The sequence below is a fragment of the Marivita sp. NO-S04 genome (assembly GCF_059070475.1).
In genome coordinates this window covers 594,232-607,765 of the sequence record NZ_CM180980.1, presented here as the reverse complement: position 1 = coordinate 607,765, position 13,534 = coordinate 594,232, and the positions used below count along the sequence as shown (strand labels likewise).

The window sequence follows — 13,534 nt, the reverse complement described above, 5'->3', positions numbered from 1 at the left end:
CCCGTAATGGCGGTGCGATGGGTCGACCCATCGCGGTTTTGGGTTGACCCAAAACCCTAGCTCAACCCGTTTAAAAATGCCTCGGCCTCGGCGAGGATCGTCTGTTTGCGGTCCTCATCCATCCGTTTCCAGTTGGCGTAGATCGTGCTCATCCGCTGGTTCTTGGCGAATTTTTCGGAGTGCCGGTCGAGGAAATGCCAGTAAAGCGTATTAAACGGGCAAGCGTCTTTGCCCGTCTTGTCATTCACCTTGTAACGGCAGGATTTGCAGTAATCCGACATGCGGTTGATATACGCGCCGGACGACACATAGGGCTTTGACGCGATGATGCCGCCATCGGCGAACTGGCTCATACCCACCACGTTGGGCGCTTCGACCCATTCGAACGCGTCGATATAGACGCGCAGATACCATTCATGCACCTCGTGCGGGTTGATGCCCGCGAGCAGCGCGAAATTGCCGGTCACCATCAGCCGCTGGATGTGATGAGCGTAGGCCTCATCCGCCGTCTGGGTGATTGCCTTGGACATGCAATTCATGTCCGTTTCCCCGGTCCAGTAGAAGTCCGGCAGCTTGCGCTGGTGATTGAGCGCGTTGCGGCGGGGATAGTCAGGGCCTTCGCGGAAATAGATGCCGCGCACATATTCGCGCCAACCGATGATCTGGCGGATAAACCCTTCGACCGCATTCAAAGGCGCATGGCCGTCTTTGTACGCGTCTTCCGCAGCTTGGCAGACCTTGATCGGGTCCAGCAGCCCGACATTCAGATATGGCGAAATCAGCGCGTGGTAGAGGAAGCGATTGTCGTTCATCATCGCGTCCTGAAAATCGCCAAAGCGCGGCAGGGCGTAGGTGATGAAATGCGTCAGCGCGCGGCGGGCCTGTGTCTGATCGGTGGCAAACCAGAAGGGGCGCAGCGTGCCGAAAGAGTTGCCGAAGCGCGACTCGACGAGATCGAGCACCTCTTCGACCGTTTCATCCGGAGTGAACTGCATAGGGCCAGAAAACGCGATGTCGTCAGGGGCCGGTTTGCGGTTCTCGGAATCGTAGTTCCACTTGCCACCTTCGGGGTCGTCGCCATCCATCAACAGCCCGGTCTTGCGGCGCATGTCGCGGTAGAAATACTCCATCCGCAGCGCCTTGCGGCCCTCGGCCCAAGTGTCGAATTCATCTTGCGTGCTGACGAAGCGGGTGTCCGGTTTCATCGTCAGCTTGAGCGGCATATCTTCGAGCGACTGGATCAAGCGCCATTCGCCGGGCTGGGTGGCGATGACCTCAGACGCGCCGGCGTCTTCGGCGCGGCGGAGCAACTCGCCGAGGATCGAACCTGCGTTTTCAGTGTCGTCGAGTTGCGTATAGCATACATCCCAGCCGTCCTCGCGCAGGCGGGCGGCGAACTTCCGCATAGCCGCGAAGATAAAGGCGATCTTCTTGGGATGATGCTGAACATAGGTCGCCTCTTCGGCAACCTCGGCCATCACCACAATATCCGTCGATTTGTCGGCAGCTTTCAGGGCAGACAGGCTTTCGGACAACTGGTCGCCCAGCACCAGAACAAGCCGGGTCACCACGGCACCTCTTTGCCTTGCCAGTCAAAGAATTTGCCGGTGTCATCCGGGTTGAGATCGTCGAGAACGGCAAGTAGGTTTGCGGCCGCGTCCGCCGCTGGAACAGACGGGTTGTGGCCGACATATTTTTCGGTGAACGGCGTCTCGACCGTGCCGGGGTGCAGCGCCACACAGATCAGGTCTTTGTGGGTCCGTGCGAGTTCGATCGCGCTGCTGTGGATCATCTGGTTCAGCGCTGCCTTGGATGTACGGTAGCTGTACCAACCGCCCAACCGGTTGTCCCCGATGGAGCCGACGCGCGCCGATAGGGCGGCAAAGACCGACCGCCCCGTTCGTGGGAGCAAACGCATTGCATGTTTCAGGACAAGCGAGGGGCCAACGGTGTTGAGCTTGAATTGGTCAATCATGGCGTCGGCGGTGACATGGCGCAGAGTCTTTTCCGGCTTGGCCTTGTTGATTTCCAGTGCCCCGGTCGCGACGAAGACAAGATCGAATGGGCCATTCAGCGCTCCGAGCGCAGACTCAACGCTTGCTTCGTCCGTCACGTCGAGGCCATCGCGGCTGCGCGACAAGCCTGTCACGACAACGCCGCGGGCGGTCAGTGTGTTTGAAAGCGCCGTACCGATGCCGCCGCTTGATCCGATGATAAGAGCTGTTTCCATGAACCGCCCAGCTAGGGTGACGGGTCAGACGGTCAACGGCGTCAGATCAAACCGCGCCAACGAAGGACAACAATGAAAAGCGTAATGGCCGCGAGAAAGTTGAACGCCATGCTGCCCAGCACCGATAGCGCGATCCCATTGCGCCGGTCGACAACGTCGATCGCCTTGAGATGCGTTGCTGCACGGTCATAGGCGCTTTTGGTCGCGTTTGGATCAAGGCGCATCGCCAGCTTAGGATTGCGCGCCATTTGTTCTGCCTCGGCGACCATGGCGATATCATTGCGTACGCCCGAGGGCAGTTGTCGCCCCGCTTTGGCAACCCGTCGCGACAGCGACCCGCGTTTGAGACCAAGCCGTTTGGCCATCAGGGTCCGCAGCGCATCTGCGTTGGATTTGATCATCTCTGAGTGTTCCATTGAATTAACATAAGCCTCCGCGCCCTCTTGCTCAATACAGATACGGCACAGTATGCAGCCCAAATGCTGAACACACTGTTTACAGAATCGACTGGTATCGCGCGTCCGGTTCTTATCGTTCACGGGCTTTACGGGTCGGGGCGCAACTGGGGCGTGGTCGCAAAACGTCTGTCAGATCGGGGGCCGGTGATCGCCGTGGACCAGCGCAATCACGGGGACAGTTTCTGGTCAGATAGCCATTCCTATCACGATATGGCTGCCGATCTGGCCGAGGTGATCGCGGCCCAAGGTCGCCCTGTGGATGTGGTCGGCCATTCGATGGGCGGCAAGGCGGCGATGGTGCTGGCGCTGACGCGGCCCGATCTGGTGGAACGGCTGATCGTGGCCGATATCGCTCCGGTTGCCTATGGTCATTCCCAGATGCAGTTCATCAAAGCGATGCGGGCGGTCGATCTGTCAAAGGTGGAAAAGCGGTCGGATGCCTCCGACCAGCTGGCCGCCCATGTGGACGATCCAACACTTCAGGCGTTCTTTACCCAGTCGCTGGATGTAAAGGACAAGCGATGGAAGCTTAACCTTGATGCGCTGGCTGCCGAGATGCCGAACATCCTTGGCTTTCCCGAGGTAGACGGCGCATTCGAAAAACCAACGCTGTTCCTATCCGGCGCATTGTCGGATTACGTGACGCGAGACGCCCGTCTGGTGATAAAACAGCTCTTCCCGCTGGCCCGGTTCGCCAAAATTCCCGGCGCAGGTCACTGGCTGCACGCCGAAAAACCGCGCGAGTTCGAAGCATCGGTGCGGGCGTTTCTGGACAGGGATCAGTAGCCGCGGCAGGATTGTTCGGACCGCGCGGCAAACGCCTTGTAACGTTCCCAAAACGCGTCATCCGCACGCGATTGCGACATCCAAGTGTCATGCGCGCGCTGGGGATCGGAAAAGAACTGCGTTGCTTTGCGCTGATCCGACCCAGACAGCGATTGGTTTGCCACGGTCTGAATGCAGCCGCATAGGCGGGAATTGCGCGCCTTGCGATCAGAGGACAAACACGCGCGGCTGATCGGCCCGGTTGAAAAGCGCGTTACCGCGCCCGTGTCATTCCGATCAAAACGATTGCTGCCGCCGCATCCTGCGACCAATGCCGTGACCACTAACGCTGCCAAGAATTTCATGACGCCTGATCTCTTTTCTCTGCGGTCGTGCCCAAGGTCTTGTGCCCCGTGTCGCGACCAACTGCCTGATGAAAGCATGCCCGAAATGTCACGTGTTTTCAAATCACCTTTTGTCAAGCGAGCCGCGGCCTTCACGCCACCTTGACCAGACCCCAAAACCGCATCATATCCGGCGCATGACAGAGCTTTCGCACATCCGCAATTTTTCTATCGTTGCCCATATCGACCACGGGAAATCCACCCTGGCCGACCGGTTGATCCAATCGACCAACACGGTCTCGGAACGGGAGATGAAGGAACAGCTTCTCGACTCGATGGATATCGAGCGGGAACGCGGCATTACGATCAAGGCCAACACGGTCCGGATCGAGTACAAGGCCGAGAATGGAGAGGTTTACATCCTCAACCTGATCGACACGCCCGGACACGTGGACTTTGCCTACGAAGTCAGCCGCTCGATGCGCGCCGTCGAAGGGTCGCTGCTGGTGGTGGACGCCACGCAGGGTGTGGAAGCGCAGACGCTGGCCAACGTCTATACCGCGATTGATGCGGATCACGAGATTGTCCCGGTTCTGAATAAAATCGACCTGCCCGCGTCCGAGCCTGAACGGGTGAAGGAACAGATCGAGGACGTGATCGGCATCGACGCGTCTGACGCGTTGGAGATCTCGGCCAAGACCGGCGTCGGCATTCCCGCAGTGCTTGAGGCTATCGTCAAGCGCCTGCCGCCGCCCCATGAAGGCGATGCGACCAAGCCGCTCAAAGCGATGCTGGTGGACAGCAAATACGACCCCTACCTGGGCGTCGTGGTCATCGTGCGCGTCATCGACGGGGTTCTGAAAAAGGGCCAGAGCATCAAGATGATGAAGACCGGCGGCACCTATGACATCGACCGGATCGGCGTTTACCGCCCCGCGATGCAAGAGGTCAAAGAGCTTGGACCGGGCGAGATCGGCTATATCACCGCACAGATCAAGCAGGTCAGCGACACCCGCGTCGGGGACACGATCACCACGGAAAAGAAGGGGTGCGAGACGCCCCTGCCCGGCTTCAAACCGTCGATCCCTGTGGTCTTCTGTGGCCTGTTCCCGGTAGATGCCAACGATTTCGAAGACATGCGCGACGCGATGGAGAAGCTGGCGCTGAACGACGCCTCCTTTACCTTCGAGATGGAAACCTCGGCCGCACTTGGCTTTGGCTTCCGCTGCGGGTTCCTCGGGCTGCTGCACCTTGAAGTGGTGCGCGATCGTCTGGAACGAGAATACGACATCGACCTGATCACCACAGCACCCTCGGTGATCTATCACGTCTACACCAAAGACGGCGAGATGCAGGAATTGCACAACCCCGCCGACATGCCTGACCCCTCGACCATCGACCACATCGAAGAACCGCGCATCAAGGCGTCGATTCTTGTGCCGGACGATTATCTGGGCGACGTGCTCAAGCTGTGTCAGGACCGTCGGGGCCTGCAGCTTGACCTGACCTATGTCGGCAGCCGCGCGATGGTGGTCTACGATCTGCCCCTCAACGAGGTAGTATTCGATTTCTACGACCGCCTGAAATCGGTGACCAAGGGCTATGCCAGCTTTGACTACCAGATGATCGGCTACCGCGAGGACAACCTCGTGAAGATGCAGGTTCTGGTGAATGACGAACCGGTCGATGCGCTGTCGACAATGGTTCACCGCGACCGCGCCGAGACCCGGGGCCGCGCCATGTGCGAAAAGCTCAAGGACCTGATCCCGCGCCACATGTTCAAGATCCCGATCCAGGCTGCCATCGGCGGCAAGGTGATCGCCCGCGAGACGCTTTCCGCCCTGCGCAAGGACGTGACCGCCAAGTGTTACGGCGGCGACGCGACCCGGAAGAAGAAGCTACTGGAAAAGCAGAAGGCCGGTAAGAAGAAAATGCGCCAGTTCGGGAAAGTGGACATCCCACAGGAAGCGTTCATCTCGGCGTTGAAGATGGATGGGTGAGTACGGCGTAGGGTGCGTGATGTCACGCACCTGCTTCTTAATGGCCGGAATTCTGTGCGTGCTAGCAAGCACCCTACCCCTGAAAAAACACATGCATAGTTTTGCACCCGTGCTACGCTCCTCCGACATAAGGGAGGAACCACTATGAAACATCTGATCACTGCCGCCGCGCTGTCGCTGGCGATGGCGAGCGGCGCCTTTGCCGAAGGCCAAAAGCATCACATTGCGATCCACGTCAACGAAAACGATCGGCAGGTCATGAATATTGCGCTTAACAATGCGCAGAACGTGGCGAATTACTATGCCTCGAAGGGCGATGAGGTGGTGATCGAGATGGTGGCCTATGGCCCCGGTCTCAACATGTTCATCCCCGGCAAGAGCCCGGTCGAAGATCGGATTTCCACCATGTCGCTCGAGATCGAAAATCTGAGCTTTTCCGCCTGTGGCAACACGCTGGCCGCGATGCAGAAGAAGGCCGGGCACGACATCATGCTGATGGCCGAAGCGACGGTCACCCCGTCGGGCGTGGTGCGCCTGATCGAATTGCAAGAGCAAGGCTACGCCTACGTGAAGCCCTAAACAGAAGCGCGGTGCGGGCATCATCTTGCCAGTCCCGGCAACGTGATCCCGCACCCTCTGCACAGCATCTACAAGACAGGGTAAACTGCCGGAAAAATCCCGAGCAGGATCCATAAACAATGCGCCCGATTCTTCTGGCTTCCCTTCTGGTGGCAGCGCCTTACGTGCAGGCCGATGTCTGCGATTTCCGCCCCAGTGTCCTTGTCAGCAAGGCAGGACAGGCCGCCAAGGCGACTGCGGGAAGCATAGCGTTGGCCACGTCGCAAACGGTGCGGGCTGTCGGAGTGTACACGCTCGAAAACCCGGTGTCGGGGTTGAGCATGATCAGCACCGGCCTCAACAGCGCCGCCGCGGCAGGCAGCAGCGTCGCCGCTGGGGCCAGTGGTGCGATGACCACAGCGACGGCGATTGTCACCGCGCCCGTCACCATCACTGTGACCGGACTGACGGCTGTGGCGCTCGGCAGTTACGAAGGGGCCTGCTATTTGCGCCAAGAGCGGATCACAGACTATGACGAGATCCGGTATATCTTGTCGAACCTGTCAGCCAATTCTGACCCAACGATGTTCCGGCTGATTCCCAAGGGAGCGGAATATGTCACACTCAAGGGCCGCAATGCACTGGCCGGTGAGGACAAGGTGCGGATCGCGGCTGCGGGTGTCGGGCCGTTCCTGTTCGACGTAAAGAACCTCTACATCGTCGATGGCGTGCTGATGCACCGGGACGCGGGACGCAACACGGTGATCGGGAATGTTGCACTTCAGTTGGTCGGAGACGCCGGCTGAGCCTTTTCCACAGCCAAACGCCTGCCTTGTCGCGGAAAACGGGAACGGTCCACTCGACTGCCCGCACCTTGCGAGATACCGCGACCCGCCCGCGTTCTTCTGCGTTACCGAGGCGTCGCCAACGCTTCAAGACAGGCAGAGGCGACCGGGTTGGGAAGCGCCTTGGCAATGCGTGGTGTCTCGGACGCTAGAAATGGCGCACGACCATCTTCGGGTCGGCCCTCAGAGCCGAAATAGGCGGACAGGTGATGACAGGTAGCGGGAGCAAGCCACGGCGCATCTGTCAGCACCAAAAGGATGGCATCTGGCTGTTGGCGGTAGAGCGGCAGCATATCCGCAGCATAAGATTGCATGAGCCCCGCATCTGTGCTGCGCAGCGCGACATCCCCCAGCAAAAGCCAAAGGCCCGCCGCGCCCGGAGTGCCGGACCGCGCCTGTTCAAGGCCGCGACCATAGAGATCGGCAAGCCCATGCATAGCTGCCAGCGGGCTATCATGCCGGGACGGAACACGACCCAGCATCAATTCGATCATCTCGACCGCGTCCGCGGGCTGAGGTGGCGGCAGGTCTTGTGCCCCGGCGGTGGACACTGCGAGACACAGGCCCACGACCGCCCCGGTACATCGCAAGACCATCAATCGAACGCGGGCATACCGCCCCACATGGAATGCGTGTGCTGGGTGCAATCCCAATCCAACGGGCGGCCACGTTCGACGGACTCATCCGAGATATTGACCGTGATGTTGCCACTTTCTTTCGGCGTGATTTCGGACCACATCTGATAGACCTTTGCCCCCGGCAACACGATGCACCCATCGGACCAAGAAGCGTTGGTGCCCTTGTGAATGAAAAATCCATTCGCCGTGGCGCCATTGCCGTTATACGGCACTTTGAGGCCCAGCCAAATCGCTTCGCGATTGCCGCCATCGGTGCCATCGGTCTTGTTCGCCATGCGCGTCGCATAGCCGGTATAGGATCCGGCATCGATGACCACCTCCTGATCCCACCAGCAGGTCTCCGAAATGTTGATCGATCCGCTTTTGAACGTGAGTATGCCCGTGCCATTCTTGCGCACGACATTGATCGTGTAGCTCATTTGAATACTCCAGTTTTAAAAAAATTCGTCACAATGTCGGGAATGGTAGCGCGACAGCCCAGAGTCGGGCAACTGGTTTGTCAAACGCGCCTCAGCCGATTTGACCGATATCAACGTGGAACTCAGGGTTTTCTGGCAGAATGGCCCCCAATAGCGGGAGAACCGACATGGACCTGATGACACAAGAAACACTGCTCCTCAAACGCCGGGCCGAGCTGACCCGCGATCTCATCGAGATCGAGGACAAACTGGATGATCCGATGCCCAAGGATTGGGGTGATCGCGCATCAGAGCGTCAGGGCGACGAGGTTCTAGAAGCGCTTGGCAACTCCGATCTTGACGAGCTGCGCCGCATCGACGCCGCGTTGGGGCGTATCGCGGATGAAAGCTATGGCATCTGCGCAAAATGCGGCGATTCCATTGCCGAGGAACGGCTGCGAGCAGTTCCCACTGCTGCCCTGTGTCGGCAATGCGCCTGAGATTTCGTACCGTGACCGCCCTATGACCTCAGACCCCGTCCCTTTGCTTGTACATTCCACGGCTGTAGTTTTGGCAATCTGGTGTGCGCTGGTGCTGGTTAGTCTTTTTTCACCCTGCAGAAAAAACGGGGTGAGATCATTTATTATTCGTTATATTACAATTTGTTGTTATTTTTCTAAACATGCTTGTGATCCAGTTGCCACATGCAACCGTACATCAAAGTGTCTACAAAAAAGTACACTTGGGGAGGGGTTGTGTCAGAATTTTTAGACTCCATGCGGCGGGATTTCGACGCGCGCATGACAGCACATGAAGGGATGCTAGCGCATCTTGATTTGCATCTGACGGATCTCGACGCACCTTTGCTTGTCGTCGAACTGAAGGCGACATTCGGCGCATGTGGTGCATGCCATTGCCCCAAGACCTGTCTTGAATGGCAAACCGGATCAGATGACGGACCGCCTCCCTGGTGTCATAAGCGTGGCACATTCCTGACCCTGATCGAAGCCTGCGCAACGCTTGCGGCCAAGAAAACTGGACGGGTCTGACGCCTGAGCCGGCTTATTGTGGTGGTGGCTCAGGGCGCTTCAGCGATGCATTTCGGCTGTTTTCGAGACTGCGCACAGTGCCGGAGTTCGAATTGCGCGCGCTTGGGCCCGGTATATCTCTGACGACCTAGAGGATCAGTGCCATCCGGCACGGCAAGCCGCCGTCACGCCAGACAAGGGTGCGACAGGATTGCAGAGAACTTGATCCGCATCAAAGAAAACACATACCCATTATGGAATGTTACGGCCATCCTAAAGGAATGGGAGGCCAAAATGATCCGACTCGCGACAATTCTCTATTCGCTGATTGCTACCACACTTGCTGGTACGGCTGTTGTTGTGGTCCTGACTGCCGGATACGGCACGCTTGTCCCGATTGTGGCAGCGGCCGCCGCAGGGGCGACGCTGGCATTGCCTGTCTCGTACTTGATCGCGCGAGAAGTCTATCAGTCCTGATCCGTCGCGGCTTCGAGCCTATCCAACAGGCCATCCGCACAGGCTTCGATCAACGCAAGAGCAGCATCGAAGTCACGGGTGAAATATGGGTCCGGCACATGGTTTGCCCCGGTCTCGGGCGCAAAATCCGTAAACAATTTCACCCGATCGGCTGGGCCAACGGCGGCAACATCGCGCGCGTTGTCTCCATCCATCACAACGATCAGGTCGAACTGGCCGAAATCGTCCGGCGATAGTTGCCGGGCGCGCAAGCGTGACAGATCATAGCCTTTCGCCCGTGCCGCCTCTTGCATCGGGCCGTAAGGCGGCTTTCCAATGTGCCAGTCGCCTGTGCCTGCGCTATCCAGCACAACGTCCATCCCACGCGCCGCGGCCTTGGCGCGGGTCACGCTTTCTGCGGTGGGAGAGCGGCAGATATTGCCCAGACAGACAAAGAGGATACGGTGGGACATGGTTATGACTTAGCCGGTTGCGGCCAGTGGGGAAAGGGGGCGCGATGCGACGGATCGACAGGATCGTTATTCTGACCGGAGCCGGGATATCGGCGGAAAGCGGGCTTGGCACCTTCCGCGATGAAGGTGGGTTATGGGCGCAGCACCGGATCGAAGACGTGGCCACACCCGAGGCCTTCATGCGCGATCCAGCCTTGGTCCATCGCTTCTACAATGCACGTCGTATCCAAGCCGCGGATGCACAACCGAACGCCGCGCATCAGGCACTTGCGAGACTTCAATCGGATTTCGCCGGGGACATCACCCTTGTCACACAGAACGTGGACGGGCTGCATGAAAAAGCCGGCGCACAGGCCATCCACATGCATGGCGAACTGTCACGTGCGCTCTGCGCCACCTGCGAGCACCGCTGGGATGCGCCCCCAGAAATGAAGGTGGGAGAGGCATGCCCAGCTTGCAGCGCCCCATCGGCACGTCCGGACATCGTCTGGTTCGGCGAAATGCCCTATCACATGGACCGCATCATCGACGCTTTGCACACATGCGATCTTTTCGCAGCGATCGGCACCTCGGGGCAGGTCTACCCAGCAGCCGGATTCGTCGAAGAGGCCCGGATGGCAGGGGCAGCCACAGTCGAGCTGAACCTGCGCGACAGTGACATGTCCCATGCCTTTGAGGACCACATCACCGGACCGGCCAGCAAGACGGTCCCCACATGGGTGGACCGCCTGCTGAGCTGAAGGATCAGCTGTCCGAGCCGTGCTTCATGGTGCCGGTGCCATGCTGCATGCCACCGTGATCCTGCCGTTCCAGATCGACCGGAACCTCGATCACGACATCGCCAGCCTGTTCAAAGGTGAGGGTGATGGTCACGGTTTCGCCCTGCTCCATCGCGTCGTTCAACCCCATGAGCATGACGTGTTTGCCACCGCGCTGCATGGCGATCATGCCCTCAGCAGGAAGCTCAAAGCCCTCTTCGACATGCACCATCCGCATAACGCCGTTCCCATCTTCAAGATGGGTGTGCAGTTCGGTGCGGGCGGCAGCATCGCTGCTCACCGCGATCAAACGATCTGCGGTTTCGCCAGAATTGTGGATCAGCATAAACGCGGCACCGGATTTCGCCATTGGCGACGCCGACCGCGCATACGCGTCCTCGACCGTGATTTCAGCAAAGGCGGGCAGGACAAGGCCAAGGGCGGCAGCCCCGGCAAGAAGTGTTGTCTTCAACATGACTTGGTTCTTTCATTTGATATCAGGTGTATATGCGACTCAAACGAAATCCGGTGGTCCCCGCGCCTGCGCGGTCATCAAGGGGACGCTGACCGCTGCAACGGCTGTGCGCGAGATCCACATGCTCTGCCACAGGGCAACTGGCTGCAGATCAGGCAAACCAACCGACATTTCGGCAAAAAACGCCATCGCGTAGTCAGGGCAGATCATGACGCCGCCGGTCGGCTGGCCATTCTCGTCCACGAGTATGTGAATTGGTCCCGTGCCGGTGCAGATCTCCATCGTGCCGACCGCAGGGGATTGCCCGCGCGCCGCTGCGAATTGCACACTTGTGACGCCAATCAAAAGCGCAAGTGTCAGAACAGTGATATGTCGGAGCAATACCCTCATGGCGCCTAGATAAGGGCGGCACGCGCACCCACAAGGCGACAAAAGGAAACAGCCCCGCACGGCGGAACCATGCGAGGCTGTTTAAACTTTAGACCGAAAAGGATCAGGCCTGAGCGGCTTGTGCCTTGGCGATCTCTTTCTTGACCTTCAGTGCACTGGACGACAGCTCTGTGTCCTTGGCTTTCGCCAGGAACTTGTCGAGACCACCGCGGTGATCAACGCTGCGCAGCGCATGCGCAGAGATGCGCATCTTGATGCCACGGCCCAGAGTTTCGGACTGCAGCGTCACGTCGTTAAGGTTCGGCAGGAAACGCCGACGTGTCTTGTTGTTGGCATGGCTGACATTGTTGCCAGTCATCGGGCCTTTACCGGTCAGTTCGCAAACACGCGACATGGGTTCATCCTCGTTTTATCAGAAGTGGAAGAGCGGGCTTCCACCAATATGAAAGGGCGCCGACTGGCAGCGCCCGGAATCTCGTTGGCTGTGCATAGAGGGATGCGGGTAAGGCGTCAAGTAGGGCCTTGCCGGAAAACCGGGAGTCGACCCGAAGTTCAAGGATTTTATGACAAACCGCGGTCCCCGGCCCAACGGGTTGGGGGCAGAGCCCCCAAACTGCTTGAATGGCCAAAGGTCATCCAAGCTCAAACCTGTGCGCCAAAGGCGCACATTCTGGTCACGCTACCGGAGAGATTCGCCCTTCAAGCTGGGACAGCACCTCGTCCGCTGCCTGACTCGGCGTCTTGGCGCCATCTTCCACCAACTGTCCCAACGACCGGACCAGCCCTTTCATCGGCTCCCGTTCCAGCCGCGCCAGCAGCGACTGCTTCAGTTCCGCCTCAAACCAGAACCGCGCCTGTGCCGCGCGGCGGGCGGCGAAATGGCCATTATCGCGCCGCCATTGGGTGAGGTGCTGCATTTCCTCCCACGCGGTGGTCAGACCCGTATCCTCCAGCGCCGACACCGTCATCGCCTTGGGAAAGCCCTGCGGATCCTGAGGGCGTTTGCGCAGAAGGCGCAGCGCCCCGGCATAGTCAGCGCAGGTGCGAGTCGCGGTGGGTTTCAGATCGCCATCGGCCTTGTTCACGAGGATGATGTCTGCCATCTCCATGATCCCGCGCTTGACGCCCTGCAATTCGTCGCCACCGGCCGGGGCCAGCAGCAGCAGAAAGAGGTCGGACATTTCCGCCACAACGGTTTCGGACTGTCCCACGCCAACGGTTTCGATCAGCACCACGTCAAAGCCTGCCGCTTCGCAGAGGTCAATCGCTTCGCGCGTGCGGCGAGCGACACCACCCAGATGCGATTGCGAGGGGGACGGGCGAATAAACGCGTTGGGATCGCGCGACAGGCGCTCCATCCGGGTTTTGTCGCCAAGAATAGACCCGCCGGATCGTGCAGAACTTGGATCGACCGCCAAGACGGCCACCTTCAGTCCCTGCCCTGTCAGCATCAGGCCGAAGGTTTCGATGAATGTGGATTTACCCACGCCGGGCGTGCCCGACAGACCGATGCGCAAGGCTTCGCGCTCATGGCCCTTAAGCCTGTCGAACAGCGTCAGAGCATCGGTCCGGTGATCGGCGCGTCCACTTTCCACCAGCGTGATCGCCCGTGCCAGAGCGCGCCGTTCACCGGCAAGGATGCGGGTGGCCAGATCGTCAATGTCCATGCGCGGGGCTCCGTCTTGGTCTGGCGGCACATGTGCCATGGGCCGGGCAAC

19 protein-coding genes are annotated in these 13,534 nt (G+C 59.3%); 8 read left to right on the top strand and 11 right to left on the bottom strand.

Annotated features, from left to right (window positions below):
- Positions 1 to 56: 56 nt before the first annotated feature.
- The 3 genes from ACK3EW_RS03215 to ACK3EW_RS03205 are packed head-to-tail and all read right to left on the bottom strand — an operon-like array spanning position 57 to position 2,631.
- Positions 57 to 1,571, bottom strand: coding sequence for a cryptochrome/photolyase family protein (locus ACK3EW_RS03215; protein ID WP_493808424.1), 1,515 nt, complete (start codon positions 1,569 to 1,571; stop codon positions 57 to 59).
- Entirely contained in the window at positions 1,565 to 2,230 is a 666-nt protein-coding gene (locus ACK3EW_RS03210) for an SDR family NAD(P)-dependent oxidoreductase (RefSeq protein ID WP_493808423.1), read from the bottom strand. The genes ACK3EW_RS03215 and ACK3EW_RS03210 overlap by 7 nt, the downstream gene beginning before the upstream one ends.
- Positions 2,231 to 2,271: 41 nt before the next feature.
- Positions 2,272 to 2,631 carry a hypothetical protein gene (locus tag ACK3EW_RS03205; protein WP_493808422.1) on the bottom strand — a complete coding sequence of 120 codons (360 nt, stop codon included), beginning with the start codon at positions 2,629 to 2,631 and terminating at the stop codon, positions 2,272 to 2,274.
- A gap of 78 nt (positions 2,632 to 2,709) precedes the next feature.
- On the opposite strand from ACK3EW_RS03205, the gene ACK3EW_RS03200 reads away from it, so the two are divergent.
- Entirely contained in the window at positions 2,710 to 3,474 is a 765-nt protein-coding gene (locus ACK3EW_RS03200; protein ID WP_493808421.1) for an alpha/beta fold hydrolase, read from the top strand.
- Here the strand turns inward: ACK3EW_RS03200 and ACK3EW_RS03195 are convergent.
- Positions 3,468 to 3,818, bottom strand: a complete 351-nt coding sequence (locus tag ACK3EW_RS03195; protein ID WP_493808420.1) for a hypothetical protein — start codon at positions 3,816 to 3,818, stop codon at positions 3,468 to 3,470. The genes ACK3EW_RS03200 and ACK3EW_RS03195 overlap by 7 nt on opposite strands.
- Before the next feature lie 176 nt (positions 3,819 to 3,994).
- On the opposite strand from ACK3EW_RS03195, the gene lepA reads away from it, so the two are divergent.
- The 3 genes from lepA (at position 3,995) to ACK3EW_RS03180 (ending at position 7,161) form a co-directional block, all read left to right on the top strand.
- On the top strand, positions 3,995 to 5,797 hold the full coding sequence (lepA, locus tag ACK3EW_RS03190; RefSeq protein ID WP_439119667.1) for a translation elongation factor 4: 1,803 nt from the start codon (positions 3,995 to 3,997) through the stop codon (positions 5,795 to 5,797).
- A 144-nt stretch (positions 5,798 to 5,941) separates the two neighbouring features.
- Complete coding sequence (locus tag ACK3EW_RS03185; protein WP_493808419.1) at positions 5,942 to 6,376, top strand: DsrE family protein; 435 nt, start codon at positions 5,942 to 5,944, stop codon at positions 6,374 to 6,376.
- 119 nt (positions 6,377 to 6,495) lie between these two features.
- Positions 6,496 to 7,161, top strand: a complete 666-nt coding sequence (locus ACK3EW_RS03180) for a hypothetical protein (RefSeq protein ID WP_493808418.1) — start codon at positions 6,496 to 6,498, stop codon at positions 7,159 to 7,161.
- 104 nt (positions 7,162 to 7,265) lie between these two features.
- Here the strand turns inward: ACK3EW_RS03180 and ACK3EW_RS03175 are convergent, their stop codons facing one another.
- Positions 7,266 to 7,694 (bottom strand): hypothetical protein, encoded by a 429-nt coding sequence (locus tag ACK3EW_RS03175; RefSeq protein ID WP_493808417.1) that lies wholly within the window; start codon positions 7,692 to 7,694, stop codon positions 7,266 to 7,268.
- 101 nt (positions 7,695 to 7,795) lie between these two features.
- Positions 7,796 to 8,257, bottom strand: a complete 462-nt coding sequence (locus ACK3EW_RS03170) for a hypothetical protein (protein ID WP_493808416.1) — start codon at positions 8,255 to 8,257, stop codon at positions 7,796 to 7,798.
- 167 nt (positions 8,258 to 8,424) lie between these two features.
- Here ACK3EW_RS03170 and ACK3EW_RS03165 point away from each other — a divergent pair, with 167 nt between their 5' ends.
- The 3 genes from ACK3EW_RS03165 (at position 8,425) to ACK3EW_RS03155 (ending at position 9,741) form a co-directional block, all read left to right on the top strand.
- The gene (locus ACK3EW_RS03165) at positions 8,425 to 8,736 is read left to right on the top strand and encodes a TraR/DksA family transcriptional regulator (protein WP_493808415.1); all 312 of its coding nucleotides are present in this window, start codon (positions 8,425 to 8,427) and stop codon (positions 8,734 to 8,736) included.
- A gap of 255 nt (positions 8,737 to 8,991) precedes the next feature.
- Positions 8,992 to 9,285 (top strand): hypothetical protein, encoded by a 294-nt coding sequence (locus tag ACK3EW_RS03160; RefSeq protein ID WP_493808414.1) that lies wholly within the window; start codon positions 8,992 to 8,994, stop codon positions 9,283 to 9,285.
- Positions 9,286 to 9,558: 273 nt separating this feature from the next.
- A complete protein-coding gene (locus ACK3EW_RS03155) occupies positions 9,559 to 9,741 on the top strand; it encodes a hypothetical protein (protein WP_439120971.1) in 183 nt (60 codons plus the stop codon).
- Here ACK3EW_RS03155 and ACK3EW_RS03150 read toward each other — a convergent pair.
- Positions 9,732 to 10,193 (bottom strand): low molecular weight protein-tyrosine-phosphatase, encoded by a 462-nt coding sequence (locus tag ACK3EW_RS03150; protein ID WP_493808413.1) that lies wholly within the window; start codon positions 10,191 to 10,193, stop codon positions 9,732 to 9,734. The two genes, ACK3EW_RS03155 and ACK3EW_RS03150, sit on opposite strands and share 10 nt — an antisense overlap.
- Before the next feature lie 44 nt (positions 10,194 to 10,237).
- Between ACK3EW_RS03150 and ACK3EW_RS03145 the strand changes: the two genes are divergently transcribed.
- Positions 10,238 to 10,933: an NAD-dependent deacylase gene (locus tag ACK3EW_RS03145; RefSeq protein ID WP_493808412.1), complete on the top strand. Its 696-nt coding sequence runs from the start codon at positions 10,238 to 10,240 to the stop codon at positions 10,931 to 10,933.
- A 4-nt stretch (positions 10,934 to 10,937) separates the two neighbouring features.
- Here the strand turns inward: ACK3EW_RS03145 and ACK3EW_RS03140 are convergent, their stop codons facing one another.
- From ACK3EW_RS03140 to meaB, 4 genes are all read right to left on the bottom strand, one after another.
- A complete protein-coding gene (locus ACK3EW_RS03140; protein ID WP_493808411.1) occupies positions 10,938 to 11,426 on the bottom strand; it encodes a copper chaperone PCu(A)C in 489 nt (162 codons plus the stop codon).
- A 39-nt stretch (positions 11,427 to 11,465) separates the two neighbouring features.
- Positions 11,466 to 11,816, bottom strand: a complete 351-nt coding sequence (locus tag ACK3EW_RS03135) for a hypothetical protein (RefSeq protein ID WP_493808410.1) — start codon at positions 11,814 to 11,816, stop codon at positions 11,466 to 11,468.
- A 103-nt stretch (positions 11,817 to 11,919) separates the two neighbouring features.
- Positions 11,920 to 12,210, bottom strand: coding sequence for a 50S ribosomal protein L28 (gene rpmB / locus ACK3EW_RS03130; protein ID WP_085631757.1), 291 nt, complete (start codon positions 12,208 to 12,210; stop codon positions 11,920 to 11,922).
- A 280-nt stretch (positions 12,211 to 12,490) separates the two neighbouring features.
- Positions 12,491 to 13,483, bottom strand: a complete 993-nt coding sequence (meaB, locus tag ACK3EW_RS03125; protein ID WP_493808409.1) for a methylmalonyl Co-A mutase-associated GTPase MeaB — start codon at positions 13,481 to 13,483, stop codon at positions 12,491 to 12,493.
- Positions 13,484 to 13,534: the final 51 nt, after the last annotated feature.

Bases quoted from the DNA above. Each gene is read 5' to 3' on its own strand.
- ACK3EW_RS03140 (WP_493808411.1), bottom strand. From the start codon at position 11,426: ATGTTGAAGACAACACTTCTTGCCGGGGCTGCCGCCCTTGGCCTTGTC.
- ACK3EW_RS03195 (WP_493808420.1), bottom strand. From the start codon at position 3,818: ATGAAATTCTTGGCAGCGTTAGTGGTCACGGCATTGGTCGCAGGATGC.
- ACK3EW_RS03210 (WP_493808423.1), bottom strand. From the start codon at position 2,230: ATGGAAACAGCTCTTATCATCGGATCAAGCGGCGGCATCGGTACGGCG.
- ACK3EW_RS03185 (WP_493808419.1), top strand. From the start codon at position 5,942: ATGAAACATCTGATCACTGCCGCCGCGCTGTCGCTGGCGATGGCGAGC.
- ACK3EW_RS03155 (WP_439120971.1), top strand. From the start codon at position 9,559: ATGATCCGACTCGCGACAATTCTCTATTCGCTGATTGCTACCACACTT.
- ACK3EW_RS03205 (WP_493808422.1), bottom strand. From the start codon at position 2,631: ATGATCAAATCCAACGCAGATGCGCTGCGGACCCTGATGGCCAAACGG.
- ACK3EW_RS03135 (WP_493808410.1), bottom strand. From the start codon at position 11,816: ATGAGGGTATTGCTCCGACATATCACTGTTCTGACACTTGCGCTTTTG.
- ACK3EW_RS03165 (WP_493808415.1), top strand. From the start codon at position 8,425: ATGGACCTGATGACACAAGAAACACTGCTCCTCAAACGCCGGGCCGAG.
- rpmB (WP_085631757.1), bottom strand. From the start codon at position 12,210: ATGTCGCGTGTTTGCGAACTGACCGGTAAAGGCCCGATGACTGGCAAC.
- ACK3EW_RS03145 (WP_493808412.1), top strand. From the start codon at position 10,238: ATGCGACGGATCGACAGGATCGTTATTCTGACCGGAGCCGGGATATCG.
- ACK3EW_RS03180 (WP_493808418.1), top strand. From the start codon at position 6,496: ATGCGCCCGATTCTTCTGGCTTCCCTTCTGGTGGCAGCGCCTTACGTG.
- ACK3EW_RS03170 (WP_493808416.1), bottom strand. From the start codon at position 8,257: ATGAGCTACACGATCAATGTCGTGCGCAAGAATGGCACGGGCATACTC.
- ACK3EW_RS03200 (WP_493808421.1), top strand. From the start codon at position 2,710: ATGCTGAACACACTGTTTACAGAATCGACTGGTATCGCGCGTCCGGTT.
- lepA (WP_439119667.1), top strand. From the start codon at position 3,995: ATGACAGAGCTTTCGCACATCCGCAATTTTTCTATCGTTGCCCATATC.
- meaB (WP_493808409.1), bottom strand. From the start codon at position 13,483: ATGGACATTGACGATCTGGCCACCCGCATCCTTGCCGGTGAACGGCGC.
- ACK3EW_RS03175 (WP_493808417.1), bottom strand. From the start codon at position 7,694: ATGATCGAATTGATGCTGGGTCGTGTTCCGTCCCGGCATGATAGCCCG.
- ACK3EW_RS03150 (WP_493808413.1), bottom strand. From the start codon at position 10,193: ATGTCCCACCGTATCCTCTTTGTCTGTCTGGGCAATATCTGCCGCTCT.